The sequence below is a fragment of the Amycolatopsis sp. H20-H5 genome (genome assembly GCF_035828755.1).
Classification (GTDB): Bacteria; Actinomycetota; Actinomycetes; order Mycobacteriales; family Pseudonocardiaceae; genus Amycolatopsis.
The window spans coordinates 1-18,870 of record NZ_JAYMZS010000149.1; the positions used below are offsets into that span (position 1 = coordinate 1).

An 18,870-nucleotide genomic window follows, 5' to 3' on the forward strand; every position below is an offset into this window, starting at 1 on the left:
GCCTGCGGTGGTCGCCCCGCCAGTCGCGCCCGCGGCGCCGCCGACGGCGGGAGTCCCGACGGCTGTTCCCGCCCTGCCGCCAGGACTCCCGCCGCTGGTCCCCGCTCCGCCGCCCACCGCCGCCCACCCGTCAGCGGTGCCCGTCCGGCCGGCCTCGCCGGTTCCGCCACCACCGCCGACCTCGGCGCGGCAGTCGGCTCTCTCGACCCCGCCCGTCCCGTGGGGACCGCCGGTGTCCGCCACCGATTCGCCGGGAACCCCGGTACCGGCCGACAGCCCGTCGCCGCTGTTGCGGTCAAGCGCGCCTGTCTATCGCGCGGCACTGGACGTGTTGCCACCTCGCCTCACGAACACCGCTCCGCCGTTGAGCAGCGAGGGCGCCATGTTCACCGTTTCGGTACCGAGCGAGGTGGCCACTGCCTTCCGCGCGAGTCTCGGGGTCGACGTGAGCACCGTGGCGATCCATCGGGGTCCTGCCGTGTCCAGGATGGCGAGTTCGCTGGCTGCCAGGGCGTTCACCCAGGGCGGTGAGGTGTATCTGCCCGACGAGCTCGGCGACGTTTCGGGTCACGAAGCCAGGGCCTTGCTCGCTCACGAACTGGTGCACGCCACGCAGCAACGTGTGCTCGGCGGTGGACTGCCCACAGAGGACAGTACGGAGGGCAGGGTGCTGGAAGAGGCGGCGGTGGCGACCGAGCACTGGTTCCAGGGTGGGCGGGCGGAACCACCGGCGCTGATCCACCGGCGCGCCCCGGCCGCGGCGGGGACCGACGAGCTTGCCGCGTACGTGCGGGAGATGAGAAACGAGCTCGCCCTGCTTCCTGCGGCCGCCAAGGGAACCTCCGTGCAGCGGGCACAGCCTGACACCCAAACCCACGTTGTCGACGAACTGCGGCGGATCCTCGAGTCCGGCGAAGCGAGCGACAGCGGTTCACCACCCTCGCCGACCGGGCCGCCGCCGATGGATCCGGGAACGCTGGACGACTTGCTGAGTGCGCGGCGGCCGGAGATTTCCTTGCCGCAGAATGACTTCAGTTGGCGTTACCCGGTTGAAGAGACGCGAAAACCTGAGTACGAGGTCGTCGGCCTCGTGGCGCCGGTGCTTGCCGAGATGGCGGCGGCGACCCAACGGATCGACCAGCTTGAGGGTTCGCTCGCCGAGCTTAGTTCGCAGGTCACTGAGTCCGAGATCGATCCGCACAGTCCGCGTTCGATGGACGCCCTCGCGGACAAGCTCTACCGGCACGTTCGCAGCAGGCTGCGTAACGAACTGATCATCGACCGGGAACGTTCCGGCCGGTTGAGTGATTTTCGATAGGGGCACCCAATGCCAAGCAGAAGCATGCTGCCGGGCCAGCTCGCGCAGGGGCTCGGTCTCTCCGGCGACGTCGGCATGAGCCACCAGTTCCGGGTGAGCATCGATTCCGGCACGTACGACCTCGGCACGTGGACCAAGGTCTCGGGGCTGGCTGTCGGCTGGAACGCGTGTCAGTACCGCTGCGGGGAGAACGAGGAGGTCCTGACGTTTCCCGGCAACGCCAAGTACGGCAATGTCAAGCTCGCCAGGGCGGCGTGCTCGGATTCCCGAACCGTGCAGGATTGGCTGGTCGAGACGACCAAGAACCACACACCGCTCAGTGGTGACATCCAGCTGATCAACTCGATGTACCTCACCGTGGCGAGTTGGCAACTCAAGGAGTGCTACCCGATCAGCTGGTCGGTCACCGAATTCGACGCCGGCAACTCAAGGCCCGTCGTCGAGGCACTGGAGATGTCACACACCGGATTTCTTTCGGCCGAACTGAAGGTGGGATTCTGATGCGCGCGCCGCAGCTACCCTCAATGCCGAAATCACCACTGGCAAAAGGGAAATCCAAGGGGCAAGCCAAATTCAAGGCGCAGTCGCGAGAAGGCTACGGCCTCAGCATGCGGTTCAGGGTCACGGTGCACGCGGGCAACGGTTTGCAGGTTCCGCTGGGTGAGTGGTCCGGCTGCTCCGGTCTCGCGGTCAACTTGAAGATCGACGAGTACGCGCCCGGTGGCACCCACGAGGGTGTCCAGCGATTCCCGGACAGGGTGACTTACGGCAATGTCAGCCTGGAGCGCGCGATGCAGTCGGCGAGCTCCGATGCCTTGCAGAAGTGGCTGCAGCACGTCATCAAGAACTGGGTGGATTCCGACGAGGCGGGCGCCTCGGCGGCCAATCCCGGCAGCACCATCACCATCGAGATGCTCAGCGCCCGCGACTGGGCGCCGATCTACGTGTGGACACTGGCAGACGCCATCCCAGTGGGGTGGAGCGGGCCGACCCTCTCGGCCAAGGGCGGCGACGTCGCGCTCGAGAAGCTCGTCCTCGCGCACAACGGCCTGACTGGACGCAGGCACGGTGGTCCGCCACCCGCGATGAGCCCGCCCCGGCGCGGCCAAAGAACCGGCAAGGACGGCAATCTGACGGTGAGCCTGCTCTCCTCGACCGGCGTCGACGCGACCGATACGGACGTGATCACCTTCCAGTACAACCCGCAGAAGGTGTCGCTCAGCAAGACCGCCCAGTTCAGGCTGGCCGGTATGGTCTCCACGGAGACCCGCGAGCAGCAGGCCATCGATCCGGGCCAGCTGTCCATCACGCTTTCCGACCTCCGCGTCGAAGGCGTCAAGGCTGTTCAGGCCACGGTGTCGAAGTTGTACGAATGGCTGCGGGTGGAAACCGTGACTTCCGGGCCCGCGGCGGGCGGTGGTGAAAAGGCCGGGGACGACGAACCGAAACAGGTGGTCCAGCACGTCAAGGTCGTCATGGGCGCGGCAGGCATCGGTGGACACCGGACGCCGATCAACTATCGGGCCATCTTGAAGTCCGTCAGCACCACCTACACCAGGTTCACTCCCGCCGGTCTCCCCAACCGGGCGACCGTTTCCCTCACCCTGCAGCAAATCGAACCGGCCAAGCCGGGAACGAACCCGACTTCGGGAACTCGGGAAAGCGGACGGGCGCACACCGTCACCGCGGGGGAATCACTCCCCGGCATCGCCAAGGAGACCTACGGGAGCCCGTCGGCGTGGCGGAAGATCGCCGAGGAGAACGACATCGACGATCCGCTTCGATTGCGCAACGGCAGCTCGCTGCTCCTGCCGGGGGTGGCCTGACATGCGCCGGGCGCAGCCGGGGCAGGAAGCGCTCAAGGCGAGTCTCACCAGGATCGTGCCCACAGTGCGGATCGGCTCCGCGACGCTGTCGCGTGAGGCACGCGGAAAGCTGGATCGAGTCGTCGTGGACAGTCACCTGCACCTGCCCGACATGTTCGAGATCACGTTCGCCGCCGGTCCTGGCGAGGTCACGGCGCACACCCGGCTCGCGCTCGGGGATCCGGTCACGATCCGTGCGGGCGCACCCGGCGGCACGGCCACCGCCGAGCTCATGATCGGTGAGGTGACCTCCATCGAGGCGATGTTCACCGACTCCTGCCATACCGTCATCCGTGGCTACTCCGCCGATCATCGTCTGCAACGCGTGCGCCGGACCCGAACGTTCCTCAACAGCAAGGTGTCCGACATCGCGCGCAAGATCGCCGAAGAAGCGAAGCTGCCGGTGGGCGTCATAGAGCAGACCAGGACCGCGCACGATCACCTCGGCCAGGTCAACCAGACGGACTGGGATTTCCTCAGCGGGCAGGCCGCCCTGATCGGCTACGAGTTCGGTGTGACCGGCGGGAGGTTCTTTTTCCGCAAGGCGGCGGGTGGACCCCCGGCACGGCCGATCACCCTGACCTACCCGGACAATCTGCGGGCGTTCCTGCCACGTGTCACGACCGGCAACCTCGCGGCGGAGGCCGAGGTCCGGGTCTGGGACCCCTTGTCCGCCAACGTGCGAGTGGACACGGTGCCGGTCGCGGCGTCGTCGGCACGGCTGAACGGGTGCACCCCCGCTGATCTCGCCAAGCTGTTCGACCAGGTTTCGCCCGCCCCTGCCAAGCCCGCCGGAAAACCTCCCGGGCCGGGTCGAGGGCCGGAACCGAGTACCCGGGCCTTCGTCGTGTCGGATCGGCCGGTCGCGACCGGCGCCGCGATCGGGGTCGCCGCGCAGGAGGCTGTCAACGGGGTCGCCGGGCAGCTCGGCAGCACCTTCGCGGAGGCCGAGGGGGAGGCCATCGGCGATCCGCGGCTGATCGCGGGTGCGGGGTTGACCATTGACGGGGTTTCCCGGGTCTTCGCGGGACGATGGGTTCTGACGAAGGCGCAGCACGTCTTCGACGTGTCCGGGTACCACACCCGATTCGAGGTCAGCGGAACTCAGCAACGGTCGCTGCTGGGCTTGACGACCGCGGCGGCGAAGCCGCTTCCGGCGATGCCCGGCCTGGTCTGTGGCGTGGTCACCAACGTGATGGACCCACTGGGCAAATGCCGGGTCAAGGTGTGCCTTCCCTGGTTGTCGCCAAGTTACGAGTCGGACTGGGCACCGGTGACGCAGTTCGGCGCGGGTGCGAGCGGTGGCGCCATGTTCTTGCCGGACGTCGACGACGAGGTGCTGGTGGGTTTCGAGTTCGGTGACCCGCAACGGGCGTACGTGCTGGGCGCGCTGGTCAACAAGCGCAGCGGTTACCGGCCCGGTGGCGATCCGATCAAGATCGTCGGGAAGACCGCTTCGGTGGTGCGGCGCGGTTTCACGTCGGCGTCGGGCACTATGCTCGCGTTCCACGACGAGGTCCGGCCGCCGGTTTCCGAAGTGGTCCTCGGTACGCAGGACGGCACCGTCGCGCTGACCATCGATCAGCAGCGGAAGACCGTCCGGGTGAACTGTTCCCGGCCAGGGGGCTCGATCACTGTCGAGTGTGGACCCACCGGAAACATCGACATCATCGCCGGTGCGGGCGGCACGGTGACCATCGACGGTGGTGCGCAGCTGAACCTCACGGCGCAGAAGGGCATCAAGATCGAGAGTCAGGGAATCGTGGAGATCAAGGGCACGCAAGTCAAGCTGAACTAGGAGAACGATGTGACCACCGACTTCACCGGCGCGGGGTGGACCTACCCGCTCGATTTCACCGCGAGTCGCGAGGTCGCGCTGGCCAAGGGAACCCGCAAGCTCGAGCAGGCCATGCGACTGATCCTCGCCACCTATCCAGGTGAACGGCCCATGCGTCCCAACTTCGGCGCCCGCCTTCGCGACTTCGTCTTTCGCGGGGCGACCTTGGACAACGCCGCCGCACTGTCGGAGGAAGTGCGGCGCGCGTTGGACTTCTGGGAACCGCGAGTCGAGATCGACGGCGTCGAGGTGTATCCGGACGAGGACAGCGCGAACCTGCTCTACATCGACGTCCGGTACGTGGTGAAGGCGACGAACGACCACCGGAACCTGGTGTTCCCCTTCTACACCATTCCCGAGCATGGGGAGGAGGACTGATGGCGCTCCCGACTCCCCACCTCGACGACCGGAGCTTCCAGGATCTCGTCGACGAAGCCAAGCGGATGGTCATGCGCCGCTGTCCGGAGTGGACAGACCACAACGTCTCCGATCCCGGCATCACCCTGATCGAGACGTTCGCCTACATGACCGACCAATTGCTGTACCGGCTCAACCGGATCCCGGACCGGCAGTATGTGAAGTTCCTCGATCTGCTCGGGTTGCGCATTCTTCCCCCGACTCCGGCGCGCACGCCGATCACCTTCTGGCTCTCGACACCGGCCGGCACTCCGCTGTCGATTCCCTCGGGGACCGAAGTCGGCACCATCCGTACCGAGAACGACGAGGCGATCGTGTTCTCACTGTGCGACGAACTGGACATCCGGCCGTGCGAGCTACGTTATGTGCGCACCAAAGAGGCAACCGAGCAGGAGTCGGTGAACCGCACCCAGCGGGTGGAAACCAAGATCGCGTTCGCCGCGTTCGGCGACGAGCCGACGGTCGGCGATGCCCTTCTTGTGGGCTTGAGCGAGCCTGTCGCGTGCTGCGCGGTGCGGCTCGACTTCGCCGGGGCCACCAAGGGCGTCGGAGTCAATCCGAAGCACCCACCGCTGGTGTGGGAGGCGTGGACGGGGGAGGAGTGGACCGAATGCCTGGTCACGCTGGACGAGACCGGGGGCCTGAACACCTCCGGCGCGATCATCCTGCACGTCCCGGCCGGGCACCTGGCCAGCGTGGTGGACGAGGACCGGGCCGGTTGGCTGCGCGCGAGGGTGGTCGCGCCGCGCGAAGGTCAGCCGTCCTACAGCGCCTCACCTTCGGTTGACGGGCTTGCCGCGTGCACGGTGGGCGGAACCGGCGACGCCATCAACGCCGAGATCGTCATGAACGAGGTGCTCGGCGAGTCGGAAGGCGTGGCGGGCCAAGTCTTCTCGCTGTCGTCCGGGCCCGCGCTGGCAGGCGTGGTGGACGCGGTCGTCGAGGTCAGCGGCGAGGATGGCTGGACGCGGTGGCGTGCGGTCGACCACTTCGCCACGAGCGGAGCCGCCGACCGCCATTTCGTGCTCGACTCGTTCGCCGGTGAGGTCATGTTCGGCCCGGTGGTGCGGAATCAGGACGGCAGTTTGGCGCACCACGGCGCGATACCGGACAAGGGCGCCACCGTCCGCATCAGGGAGTACGCGACGGGTGGTGGCTCGCAGGGCAATGTCGGCGCGGGTGCGGTTCGCACCCTGAAATCGTCCATCCCCTTCGTTTCGGAGGTGGAGAATCTCCATCCCGCACACGGCGGCGTGGACGGCGAAACCCTGGACGAAGCGAAGAGCCGCGGACCCTTGCTGTTGCGGACCCGAGATCGCGCGGTGACCGCTGAGGACTACGAGGTCTTCGCCCGTGACGCGGCACCGGAACTGGCGCGGGTGCGCTGTCTCACCGCGGGGGAGGCGGAGGTCGCCGCGGGTGCGGTCAAGGTGCTGGTGGTGCCCGCTGCGGCGGCTGAAGAGGGGCGCATCCGCTTCGCCGATCTGGTGCCGTCGCCGGCGATCCTCGAACGGATCGCGAATCGCCTGGACGAGGTTCGGCTGATCGGCACCCGGGTCGTGGTGGAACCACCCCGGTACCGGGGGGTGACGGTCGTCGCGCGGTTGATCGCCCGGCCGCGCGTCGCGGTCGGGCGGGTGCGGGAAGAGGCGACTGCCGCGCTCTACCGTTTTCTCGATCCGCTGCCCGGCGGGGGACCGGACGGCGCCGGATGGCCCTTCGGCCGCCCGGTGCTCTCCGGCGACATCTATGCCGTGCTGCAACAGGTGCGCGGCCTGGAACTGGTCGAGGACGTCCGCCTGTTCACGGCGAACCCGGTGACCGGGGAGCGCGGTGCCGAGACCCACCGGATCGACCTGGAACCCAACAGCTTGATCTTCTCGTTCGAGCACAAGGTCCGGGTCGAGGGGCGCTGATGGTTCGCACGCGGGATGTGGTGAGAGGTGGTGAGTGGCGATGATCGTCTGTAGTGACTGCGGGTTCCGCAACGACACCAAGGACGCGTTCTGCGGCTCCTGCGGGAGTTTCCTGGAGTGGTCCGGCGAGAAGGTGGAGACCAAGGTCTCCGCCGAGCTGGTCGCGGAAGCCGAGGAGGAAGCCGCCGCTCCACGGCGCGGCTTGGTGCAGCGAATCCAGAGTTCGGTCAACACGGTGCTGGGTGGCCCGACGCGCATGGCCAAGGACGGCGGAGCGATGGCGAGGCCAGGTCTCGGCGGTGGTCTCGGCGGTGGTCTTGGCGGTGGTCTTGGCGCCCGCCCACCTGGGCTTCCCGGTGGTCCTCCCGGGATGCCGAAGCCGCCGGGGCCACCGGGAATGGGGAAGCCGCCTGGTCCTCCGGGGCTGCCGCCGAGGCCGACCGGCCCGCCGAGTATGCCGAGGCCGCCTGGCCCGCCGAGTATGCCTGGCCCGCCGAGTATGCCGAAGCCGCCTGCTGCCCTGGGTGCGCCGAGTCCACCCGCAGCCCCGAGTATTCCGAAACCACCCGTGGCACCACGCACACCGTCGCCGCCCCCTCGTCCTCCGTCGTGGGCCGATGACGATCCGGCGATGCCGCCGGAACCGCCATCGCCGCCCGCCGCCGTGCCACCGGTTCGACCGAGGCCCCCGCTGCCGCCGAAACCACCGGTTCCCCCCGGTTCGACGCCGGTGGCGGACGCTTCCGCGGCTGACTGGGGTGGGCTCGACACCCTGAAACCCGGTCAAGCGGAAACCGACATCGCCAAATTGGTCGCGCCGGTGGTCGGCGACCCTCCGTCGAGGTCCGATGACCAGGCACGGCTGGACGAGATGCTGCCGCAGGCCGCGCAGCAGCGAGTCGCGCCCGTACGAAAGCAAGGGCCGACCCGCAAGCTCAACCCTGGCGACCTGGTGTGCGGCGAGTGCGGGGAGGGCAACCGTCCGCCACGCAAGTTCTGCCACCGGTGCGGGACCTCCCTGCTTCAAGCCGAGCAGGTCCGCGCGTCGTGGTGGCGACGCGTCTTCCGTCGCCGCACGAAGGTCAAGAAGGCTGGAACTCGGCCGAAGACACGAGGCGCCGGGTCGAAGATCGACCTGCGTGCGGTGTTCCGGAAGATCCGCGGAGTCGCCGCGGTGGCCGTGATCTTGAGTGGCATGCTGTTCGGCTTCTACCCACCTTTCCGCACCTATGTGCTAAGCCAGGCCCAATCGATCAAGGAGGCGGTGGTGAACGTGCTGCCGAGTCCGGAGTCGGCGGTGCGCCCCGCCTCGGTCGTGGCGGCCGCTGCCTTGCCCGAGCACCCGGCCAAGGCAGCCTTCGACCTGGCCACGAACACCTACTGGGCAGCACCGTGGGCCACCGGCACCCCGCCGAAGCTGACGGTGGACCTCGGCAAGACCGTTGCCCTGCGCAAACTGATCATCACGGCTGGGGCGGGCGCCGCCTTCACCAGCAACCACCGGCCCGCTCGGCTGCTTCTCACGTACTCGAACGAGCGCAGTGAGTCGATCGCCGTGCCGGACTCCCCGAAACCGCAGGAGATCGAACTGAAGGACGGGCTCGGCGTGCGAACCCTCACCGTCGAGGTGCTGGAGGTGCACCAGGGCACCGACGCGAGCGCGGTGGCCATCACCGAGATCGAGTTCTTCGGCGTCGGCTGACTCCACGAGTGGCCTACGCCGAAGAGGGAAAGAAAGGAATGACGGATGCGGGTGGCGGCACCAGACCTGGGCACTCCTTATCCGCTGGGCACGCTGCTGCCCCCGGTGCTGCAGGAGGACGCCGTCGCGATGCGGATCACGGCCGCGTTGGACGAGGTGCTGGCCCCCGTGATCGCCACCCTCGATTGTCTTTGGTGCTACATCGATCCCGCGCTGGCGCCGCCGGACTTCCTCGACTGGCTGGCCGGTTGGGTCGGCATGTCCCTCGACGAGAACTGGTTGATCGAACACCGGCGCGCGACGGTGGCCCGCGCGGTCGAGCTGCACCGTGCCCGTGGAACGGTCCGTGGGCTGCGGGTCTACCTCGAGTCGGCCACCGGTGCGGGGATAGAAATCGTCGACTCGGGCGGTGTGGCGGTGTCCACCACTCCTGACTGCGCACTGCCTGGCAATGCCGATCTCCGGGTCGTTGTCCGGGTGTCTTCCCGTCCCGGCGACGTCGATCTCCCGACCGTTGAGAAGCTGGTCGCCGAGGCGAAACCGGCTCATGTCCTGCACGAGGTCCAGCTGGTGGACGACGAGCGGGCCAGGCTTGATGCACGTTAAGGCAACGGTGCAGCGGATAGGTGCCTGATAAGGATGCTGCGGAGACTGTCGTTCGTACCAGCTGACCAGCGGGGAGGACGACCGATGACCGCACGAATTCCCACCTTTGTCCGAAGTCTCGACATGATTTCGGCGGCAGGGCTCATCGCCACCTTGCGCACCTGTCCCGACGTGGAGATCGTCGGCGAGGAAGACATCGACTCCGGGACCGTGAGTGTCATCGCGGCGACCGCACTCGACGAGCTGACCATCGAGCTGATCAGGGATGTTCGTGTCCTTGGCTGCCGCCAGTTCGTGTTGATCAGCAGTGTGGAGCAGGACATGATGCTGATGAACGCCGTTGAGCTCGGGGTATGTGCCGTCGCCGGGCGGTCCGAAGCGACGGCCAGCCGGCTTGTCCAGCTCCTGCGCGTCGCGGCGGAAGGCGAGGCGACCATGCCGGCGAATGTTCTCGGCAGGCTGCTCAAGCACGTATCCCGCCTGCAGCACGACGTGCTGGCGCCGCAGGGGTTGAACGTCGTCGGTTTGTCCGAACGGGAGACCGAGATGTTGCGGCTGGTGTCGCGCGGGCTGAGTACTCGCGAGATCGCGGGCGAACTGAACTACTCGGAACGCACGGTGAAGAACGTCCTCCACGGCGTCACCGCTAGGTTCCAGTTGCGCAACAGGTCGCACGCCGTGGCCTACGCGCTGCACGAGGGACTGATCTGAGCGGCTCGACGGTGCCCGGAGATGCAACTCTCCTCGCCCCAAGTGCTGGGCCCGAATGACCTCGGTGGCGCCGTTCGCACGGCGGACACTGTGGTGGTGGATCGAGTTGATGACTGTTGCCGGGTGCGGAGGCCTGCTCAGCGAGCTTGGTGGAAAACTATCTGAAAGGGACAAAAGACGATGACTACGGTGATTGATGTCACGGGGTTCGAGCCCGCCTACGCTGGAACGCCCTGGTGGGACTTTCTCGACCTTGAAAGTGCGGAATTCGCCGCCAACTGGGCCCTGCAGGCGATGAAGATCACCACCGTCGGACTTCAGGCCCAGGAAAGGACGAGCGCGACCTGGGACGAATTCGAGCTGCAGCTTATGGCCACGTTCGAAAATCGCCAGTGGCAGCTCAACGCGATTGTGCAGCGTCTGCTCCAAGCCGCGAAGAAGCTGGAGTCGGCGAATGTCATGCTGCTGACCGACGAGCATTGGGTCTATGCCGGCGACGAGGCGTGCCAAGCGCTGAAAACCTGGCCTGGGCAAGTGGAAGACCTGCTCCTTCTGGCGCAGAGCATCGGGGTGGATCCGGTGGAATACGAATGGGTGGCAGCTGCGGAACCGGAGGTCGCAGCCGAGGAATCGGAGGTCGCGGCCGAGCAGCCGGAGTTCGCGAGAGACTTCGCCCGCTACCTCACCTGGCACTTGAGCGCGAGCAGCGGCTTGCCGGATGCCGCGACGGTCGGCTCGTGGTTCGGCAAGGATCTCCTCCCTGAGGCTATTGTGGCCCGGTTCGATGCCGATTTTCCCCAGGGGGTAACCACCTCGGACGGCACCGTCCTGTCGATCCAGGACGTTGGCGTTTTCTACCTTGGGGCGCAAAACTGGGCGAAGACGAATCTGCTCCAGGACGAGACGCTCGACGAAGAGCAGACGCAGCATGTCATCGAGAAGGATCTCGATCCGAAATTCGTCCAGGAGATCCTCAGTTACTTCAGTAGTGACGAGCCGTTGAAAGATGCGGAGATGGCGAGGGTCAAGGAAGCGATCGATGCGGGCATCATCACCTTCGAGGACGACTGATCGGCACCTCGGTGCACGCAAACCCGTCAGCATGTCCGGCGGTGGGTCCTTCCCCTGAATTAGGAGGTCACGATGGTGGTGCCGGTCGACCCGATCAGCACAGCACTCGCACCATTCACTGCCGCGAACGCAGCGTCCAACGTCGTCATCAACTCTCTCAATGCTTCCAGGGAGTTCTCGACGGTTGCGAAGTATCACCGGTTCGAGCTTACTGAGATTGCGGGCTATTCGACGCAGGACTTGGACGGGGAAATAGAGGGCAGGCAGGTAAAGTACAGCATGGCACTGGCGAGGGGGCGCGATTTCAGGACCCATATTCACTATCGCCGCCACTGTAGCGTGGCGGGCGTACGCTGTCTTCGGCATCATCTGGTTCTGCAGTTGACGGGATCGATGGCGCCGTACGTTGTGGTCGATCCGGCCAATCCGGTAACCGGCCCGATCGCGCGCGGGCCACGGGGGCCGATCTACGGATTTCACAACGTTCGCCTCGTGCTCGGCCCAAATCCAGGGTTGAAAACCCACCCGTTCAGCAAGTTCAATGAGGAATCGCAACTTCTTTTTGGCGCCGAGTTTTACGCGTCTGACGGGTATATCGAGCTCGGGTGGAAAGCCGTCAGTGGCGGTTTTGGCATCGGCGGTGTTCCGCTCGCGGTCACCAAGGCCAAGAACGGCCTTTTCCGGCTCGGCGAAGGTGCCGTGCTGACACCCGTCGACGCGGACACCTGGAAGTACTTCGAAATTCACCCGATCACGGTCCCGGCTCCCTTTGACGACGAGCCGGCTGCCGAGGCGCGGGAAGTCGAGGAGCGGCGTATCGGCCCACGTCAACCTCGGGTCAAGGGGGACAGACGCGCTCAGCAGCCCCGCGGAAGGCAGCGGCAGGTGGCTGACCCGCCGGACCGCACGGCTGATGCTGGGGAGAGCCTTGGCGGTGCGCCGGAGGCTCCGCACCAGCAAAAGGGCACTCGTCGAAGAATCTCGAAGCTGTTTCGCCGGAAGAAGAAGTAAGTGAGGTCGGATCATGAAGCCACTCGGCGAAGTCGAGCGCGACATGTTGCTCCTGGACGCCAAGGCGCTGTTGCTCGAGTGGCGACGGCAGGTCGCGCCGGGCGTGTCACTGGGGGAGGTGGCCGGTGCGGACAGCAAGTGGACCACGGGAATTCATCGGGAGTACCTCCTAGAGATCACTGACCGCCTTGGCGGGGACGACGTGACCCCGGCGAGGTTCCCGCCGGGGCTGGCCGGGGAGGTCCTCCGCGAGGTGCTCGGCCGGGTCGAGGGCAGGGAAAAGGGAAAGGAAACAGCGCCCTTACCCACTCTCGACGACGGTGAATCCGAGGCGGGAACCTTCGTCGTAGATAGCGATACGGATTCCGAGGAAGGAAGTTTCATCGTCAACGATGACGATGATGATGACGACGACGAATCGGCAAGTCCCGCGTTCATGGACCACGATCTCACCTTCGCATCGCCAGGAGACTTTCGCGAGCATCTTCGCGCGAAAATGCCGTTGAAGGGTTTCATCCTGTCCAGCCGGAACACCTGCAAAGGCTTTGTGGCCCGCTCGGTCGACCATGGTGGGATCCCGGTCCCCGGTATGGTGAACACAGGCGCGTTCCCGCAGTTCTCTTTCCCCGACGTGATCAAGGGCCAGCTCGTCAACGACACCTTCAACACCAGGTTCGGTGACCCACAGATGCGTGACCTGCTTCTCGCGGACAGCGAGAAGCAGAGACTTCAGCGAATGCTCGCGCTACAGCGAAACCCGGGGCGCCGCGGGCGACTCGCTCAGGTCGGAGAATCAGCGGAACCGGCGGTTGAAGGCCTACGGGACGACGAACGGGAAGATCCCGAAGCTGGGCTGCCCGTTCTCGACTATGAGGCGACCATCGACCAGGAGGTTTCCGCGCTCCATCGGCGCCCTACGTTCCGGCGGAAGAAAGGCTGGACCCGGGTGAAGTATGGGGACCGGGTGATCGGCCGGATTCCTCGGAGACCGCAGAACGTCGGTATCGGGATCATGTGCAAGTTCGTCACCTACCGAGTGGTAAAGATCGGCCAGGAGCAGCTCGACGACTCCGACCGCATGCCACTGATGGTCGGTGCGCGCGAGGGTGGCGGTTTCACCGAGTTCCGCGGCGTCACCGGGCTGGTGGTGGTGGTGCCGACCGACGCACCGGTGCGGTTCACCTTCAACCTGGTACTCCAGCCGATGGAAGGTAACGTACTGGGCTCGTCGTACCCCCGGGTGTTTCTGGACTGGCGGGCACAGCCGACCGGGCCCGGCGGCGACGCGCCACACGCGGGCGTCGGCGGCCGGTTCGAGATCGATCTGATCAACCGCGAGCTCACGGGGAATGATTACGCGACAAGACAATACTTCGGTGTTCATTGACCGCGCTGGGGTATTGGTGCGTCTACTAGGGACGGTCCCTAGGGGCCGACCCCAGGGACACGGTGGCGGCAGGAGGCCAGCCTCGACTGCGACAACTCCCCGAGCGGGTGGAAGTGATCGTGATGACCGCTGACGTCCAGGTCGGCTCCACGGCGGGCGATGTCGCGTGGCTGGACGACCGCTTCAGGCCGGCGGCGCGACCTGCTTTCGTCGAGCCGTTGTCGCCGCGGTCCGGGCAGTTCCGAGTCGGCGAAGAAGAGAGTGAGCCGGTGGGTGTTCCGGCTCCCGCCGGGCTTCGTCGCGAACGGCTGCTGAATCGATGCGTGACGGCACACGACGAGGGTTCGCTGATCGTGACCGGTCCGCCCGGCGCGGGCAAGACCGAGCTGGTGGCACAGTTCACGAGGCAGATGCACGACAGTGGTGAACACGTCGGGTGGCTCAGTGTCGACGACTCGTTCCGTCACCCGCACCAGGTCGTCGACGGTGTCGCCGACGCGATGCTGGGCACCACCGCGCCCTACCACCGGCAGACCTCGATACGTCGGCTGGCCGACGAAGTGCGGCGGCTGACCGGCCCGTGCACGCTGGTGATCGACGACGCGGACCTCCTGGCCGGTGCCCAGGCGGTCATGCTCGGGCGCGTGATCCAGGCACTGCCGCGAAACACCCGGCTCGTGCTCGCGGGCCGCGCCGAACGCGCTGAGTGGTCCACCCCGCTCCGGCTCGGGGGCGCGGTGCACACCATCGACGGGGAGGGCTTGCGGTTTCGCGTGGACGAGGTCGTCTCGTTGTTCCGCGACCACTATGACGTGCCCCTGTCCGACGCCGCGATCGAAGCGCTGACCGAGCGCACCGAGGGCTGGATCATGGCGATCCATCTGTTTCACCTGGCTACTTCAGACTGCACGCCGGACCAGCGGGTCGCCGCCATCGCCAAGCTGGCGGGGTCGCGGCTGCTCCGGGACTACCTGACGGCCACTGTGCTGGCCGACCTTCCCGCGAACACCGTCGAGCTGCTGCTGTTCAGCAGCGCGTTCGCACCCGTCGACCCCAAGTGGTGCGACGCGCTCCTGGATCGGTCGAATTGTGGCTGGACTCTCGAGCGCCTGGTGGACCAGAACCTGCTGGTGCGCCGCGTCGGCGACGGTGACAAAGCGGGATACCGCTACCACTCGCTGCTCCGGGATCATCTGGTCGCCGAGTTGCGCGCGCGGATCGGTCCAGACGCGCTCCGGGAGCACTACGGCAAGATCGCCAGGCTGTACGAATCCGTCGGACGCGATCATGAAGCGTTGGTGGCCTACCTGCGGGCCGCCGACCTGAGGGCGAGTACCCGGATGGTCGGCGCGCGCCGTACCGGGCAGCCGACTGCCGTTCGGGCGCACCGCCGCGATGTCCATGCCGAGTTGCTGGCACGGGCCCGCGCCCTCGCGGTCAATGATCACCTCAGCGGGGCCCTCTCCGCGTACCAGGAGGCGGCGACCGCGCTGGCCGGGACGGAGCTGCACGCGGACTGTGTACGTGAGCGGGAACTGGTCGCGGTGTGGTCGTGCGGCGCCGTGCCGCCCAGCGTCCCCTCGGCTCACTGGCTTGGCCAGTTGCGGCGAGCGCTGGACAAGCGCCCGGCGGCACTGGCCGAGCACCCGATGGCCGATACCGGTGACGGCTGGTCGCTCGCGGCGGGTATCGCCTCGTTCCTGGACAGCAGACCGGACGAAGCGGTGCGGCACTGGCGCCGTATCCCGCCAACGCGAACCGACGTCATCGGCCTGCTCGGAAACGCCGTGCGCGTGGTCGCCGAGAACTGGACCAACCAAGGCGCCATCGCACCCGCGCTCGACGTGCTGGCGACACAGGCCGAGGCTGATTGCCTCGACGCGGTGGGCGCCGTGGTGCGGGCGTTGTCAGCGTTGTCCGGAGCGGCTGTCCACATTGAGGACGCCGAGCGGATCGAAGCGCGCGGCCACGCCGCGGGGAACCCATGGGTTTCGCTCGTAGCCAGTGCCGCGGCCGCGATCGGCCGGTGCCGCTCCGGTGTTGCCGCGGCCGAGGCGCTGAGTCGTTGCGCGCGGCGGGCCGCGAATCTGGAGGCCGGTGCCGTCGAGGCGATGGCGCTCACGATCATGGCCAGATACATCGCCGACGCGGACGGGATCGCCGATGCGTTCGACGGGCGCGCCCGTCGGGAGCTGGGCGCCGCGGCAGCGTCGACGGTGATTCAGCGACCGCCTCCTCGGCCCGCCGAGAGGGTGACGCCACCGCGGCTGGCTTCGGCCGCCGTGCTGGCGCAGACGTTGCGGATCAGGTGTTTCGGGCAGTTCGAACTCGCTGCGGGCGAGCTGCCCCTCGACTGGCGTGGTCTGCGACCCCGGGTCCAGTCCGTGTTACGCCTGCTGGCGCTGCGCGCCGACCGGGGTGTGCACGTCGACACGCTGTACCAGTGCTTCTGGCCGGGGGCGCCGCTGGAGTCCGCGCGCCGCAGCCTGCACGTTGCGGTGTCCATGATCCGCCGGATGCTCGGCGAGGTACCGGCTCCAGGCTGGCCACATTCTCCGTTGGAACGCCGGGGCGACATGTACGTGCTCGAGATCCCGCCGGGTAGTGACGTCGACATCATGCGTTTCGGAACGGCACTGTCTCAGTGGCGCACCGCGCGCCGGGGCACGGACCTGGTGAGCGTACTCAAGCCGCTGCGCACGGCGTATTCCCTCTACACCGGTGAACTGCTGCCGGAGGACGGGACGGCCGAGTGGGTGCTGGCGGATCGGGCCCGATGTCGCGCACTCATGCTCGAGGTCGCTTGCGCCCTCGCCGCCATCGAGCTGAAACTGGGTAATCCGGGCAACGCCGCCACTGTCTGCACCAGGGCGATCGAGATCGACCGGTTCCACGATCCTGCCTGGAACCTGTTGATCCGTGCCTATGAGAGTGGCAACGAGCTGGGTGCCGCGCAGCAGGCACGGAACCACTATCAGGAGGTGCTGGCCGAACTGGGAGTCGGTGCGGTGGCGGAATCGCAGCCCAGCTCAGTGAACGCCCGAACGCCTCGCTGAGCTGCCGCCGGCGGACCGGGCAACGCGATTGCCCCAAAGGTTGGCCAGTTGATCATCCCGCGGTTCCGGTAGGACGCGGAGTCTGGGTTGTCGACAGGTTCGTGAATTCCCATCGGCCGGAAAGGGTGTCTCGGAAATGGAAGACCTCGACCGCGTGATCGCGGCGTTCTGGCACGCGGACAGTGTCACCACGTACAACTGGTTCACCCTGCTGTGCCGGCTACAAGGCGAGGCGGCCGCCACCGGCGACTATGCCGTGGCGGACTTCGCCCCGTCGCTGATCGGGTTCGACAGGTCGGCCGGCGACGCCCTGCTGGAGGTGCTCGCGGACATCACGTATCCGCGGGAAATCCTCGCCGCGGCGGCTGAACTCGGGCCGGACGACCTCACTGCCCGGTATGACGTTCTGCTCGCGCAGGCGTACGCCGCCGCGGCCGAGGACGAGACCGTTTGGGCGGCCTATCTGACCTCCAACGGTCCGGCCTGGGACCGCACCGACCAGAACTGGACGAAGTTTCGCGACTGGTTCGCCTATTACGCGAATGACGCGGGCGTCGGCAACTTCGCGGCCGAGTTCCTGGACTACGTCGAGGGCAGCTCGGACAAGATCGCGGCCTTCGCCAAGTACGGCGTGGTTCTCGCCGCCGCCGACGCCGACGGTTTCGCAGAGGGTGATCTCTCCGCGCTCTTCGCCGAACCCGAGCTCGATGACATCGCGGTCGAACTCGCCGGTCTCGACGACGCGGCCATGGCAGCGCTGGCCGCCGACATCGCCGCCGCACTGGACGAGCACCAAGACCACTAGGCATTACCAACCGACGGGAGACGCCGATGCAACCCGGTCCCAGCCGCCAGCGTGACGACGGCGAGAAGGAAAAGGAAGACGACGAGCGGCGGCAGTCACCGCACGCGGCGCCGCTGGCCGAGTCCAAGAAGAGGCGCCTGGTCGCGTACTTCCAGCAAGCGGGAATTCAGGGCTACGTGACCACGCACAACGCGCTGGTCGAACTGCGCGAGCGGGCTGGTCGAGACGAGTCAGAAGAGCCCGAAGAACCCGGGGGCCGGGAGGTCGCGGGGAACGCCGCGTCGACGCGCCAATGGGAGGCCGCCACCAGCAGTGCGTCCATCGAGGACTGCTGGAAGCTGGTCACCCGCCGAGCTGAGCTGCTGAACGTCGATTCCCTCAGGTTTTGCGACGGCGGCCTCCGGACGGGGTCGTGGGACCGGGCGAGCGTGGCTCTCGTCGGGCAGCGGCTGGTCAACCTCATCGAGGATCGTGTGCTGCGCGTGGCCCTCGCGGGAGGACACGGCTCGAGCAAGACCGCCGCCAGGCTGGATGTTCAGCTCAGACACTTCTTCGGCGGCGACATCGTTGTTGGTACCGGTCAGCTACCCCAGTTGCTCGCGCAGGCGATGCGCGAGGTGGCCGCGGAAGTGGCCGCCCCGCCCGCCCCGCCCGTCCCGGGAGCCGTCCCGCCGCGGGCCCGCGGTCCGGTGATCGGCGGATCCCGGACGAACCAGTAAGACGGCGTCCGGAAACTGATGTCATGTCGTCCAGTTTGGCGCCTGGGGCCGCGTGACTGACGGGGACTTTCACATGGTCTGTTCTGGTGAAGGGGACTTTTGCGAGGTTGAGTCGAGAGAAGGTCCCCTTCGGTCGCGACCCCAGGTTTGCCGTGTGCCCTGATGGGAGCCTTCACGGCGTTTAACGCTGTCATGGTGGCCTTCAGGGGCACGCGTGAAACGGTCGTGGCGGTATGAAACGGGCGAATGGGTAGATTTTTCGTCCTTTGTGGAGGGTAGGCGGCTTCGAAGGACAGGCGCCCGAGGCTTCGAGCGGCGGCTACTACGTCAGTTCTCAGACGCGTGCTGAGCTTGTTGTTTAACCAGGTGGTGTCTGGTGGGGGCCCCGGTTGGTCATGGGTGAGGCCCTTGGTTGATCATTCCTTCTTGCTACAGACGGAAGATCGACC

The 18,870-nt window shown here is 66.8% G+C and carries 15 protein-coding genes; all 15 read left to right on the forward strand.

Features of this window, described 5'->3' with window-relative positions:
* Positions 1-1,318, forward strand: a 1,318-nt coding sequence (locus QMK34_RS42185) for an eCIS core domain-containing protein (protein ID WP_326420442.1), incomplete at its 5' end; no start/stop codon positions are given.
* Positions 1,319-1,327: 9 nt separating this feature from the next.
* Entirely contained in the window at positions 1,328-1,819 is a 492-nt protein-coding gene (locus tag QMK34_RS42190; protein ID WP_326420443.1) for a phage tail protein, read from the forward strand.
* A gap of 107 nt (positions 1,820-1,926) precedes the next feature.
* Positions 1,927-3,144: a phage tail protein gene (locus tag QMK34_RS42195; RefSeq protein WP_326420444.1), complete on the forward strand. Its 1,218-nt coding sequence runs from the start codon at positions 1,927-1,929 to the stop codon at positions 3,142-3,144.
* A gap of 1 nt (position 3,145) precedes the next feature.
* The gene (locus QMK34_RS42200; protein ID WP_326420445.1) at positions 3,146-4,981 is read left to right on the forward strand and encodes a phage baseplate assembly protein V; all 1,836 of its coding nucleotides are present in this window, start codon (positions 3,146-3,148) and stop codon (positions 4,979-4,981) included.
* 9 nt (positions 4,982-4,990) lie between these two features.
* A complete protein-coding gene (locus QMK34_RS42205; RefSeq protein WP_326420446.1) occupies positions 4,991-5,398 on the forward strand; it encodes a GPW/gp25 family protein in 408 nt (135 codons plus the stop codon).
* Positions 5,398-7,353: a putative baseplate assembly protein gene (locus QMK34_RS42210; protein WP_326420447.1), complete on the forward strand. Its 1,956-nt coding sequence runs from the start codon at positions 5,398-5,400 to the stop codon at positions 7,351-7,353. Before QMK34_RS42205 ends, QMK34_RS42210 begins: the two co-directional genes overlap by 1 nt.
* 730 nt (positions 7,354-8,083) lie before the next feature.
* On the forward strand, positions 8,084-9,055 hold the full coding sequence (locus QMK34_RS42215) for a discoidin domain-containing protein (RefSeq protein ID WP_326420448.1): 972 nt from the start codon (positions 8,084-8,086) through the stop codon (positions 9,053-9,055).
* A gap of 45 nt (positions 9,056-9,100) precedes the next feature.
* Complete coding sequence (locus QMK34_RS42220; protein ID WP_326420449.1) at positions 9,101-9,661, forward strand: phage tail protein; 561 nt, start codon at positions 9,101-9,103, stop codon at positions 9,659-9,661.
* Between the two features lie 84 nt (positions 9,662-9,745).
* On the forward strand, positions 9,746-10,372 hold the full coding sequence (locus QMK34_RS42225; RefSeq protein WP_326420450.1) for a response regulator transcription factor: 627 nt from the start codon (positions 9,746-9,748) through the stop codon (positions 10,370-10,372).
* Positions 10,373-10,552: 180 nt separating this feature from the next.
* Entirely contained in the window at positions 10,553-11,443 is an 891-nt protein-coding gene (locus QMK34_RS42230) for a hypothetical protein (RefSeq protein WP_326420451.1), read from the forward strand.
* A gap of 72 nt (positions 11,444-11,515) precedes the next feature.
* Entirely contained in the window at positions 11,516-12,454 is a 939-nt protein-coding gene (locus QMK34_RS42235) for a hypothetical protein (RefSeq protein WP_326420452.1), read from the forward strand.
* 13 nt (positions 12,455-12,467) lie between these two features.
* A complete protein-coding gene (locus QMK34_RS42240) occupies positions 12,468-13,841 on the forward strand; it encodes a hypothetical protein (protein WP_326420453.1) in 1,374 nt (457 codons plus the stop codon).
* 122 nt (positions 13,842-13,963) lie between these two features.
* Positions 13,964-16,897, forward strand: a complete 2,934-nt coding sequence (locus QMK34_RS42245; protein WP_326420454.1) for a BTAD domain-containing putative transcriptional regulator — start codon at positions 13,964-13,966, stop codon at positions 16,895-16,897.
* 136 nt (positions 16,898-17,033) lie between these two features.
* A complete protein-coding gene (locus QMK34_RS42250) occupies positions 17,034-17,702 on the forward strand; it encodes a hypothetical protein (protein WP_326420455.1) in 669 nt (222 codons plus the stop codon).
* A 26-nt stretch (positions 17,703-17,728) separates the two neighbouring features.
* Entirely contained in the window at positions 17,729-18,421 is a 693-nt protein-coding gene (locus QMK34_RS42255) for a hypothetical protein (RefSeq protein ID WP_326420456.1), read from the forward strand.
* The last annotated feature ends 449 nt before the right edge of the window (positions 18,422-18,870 follow it).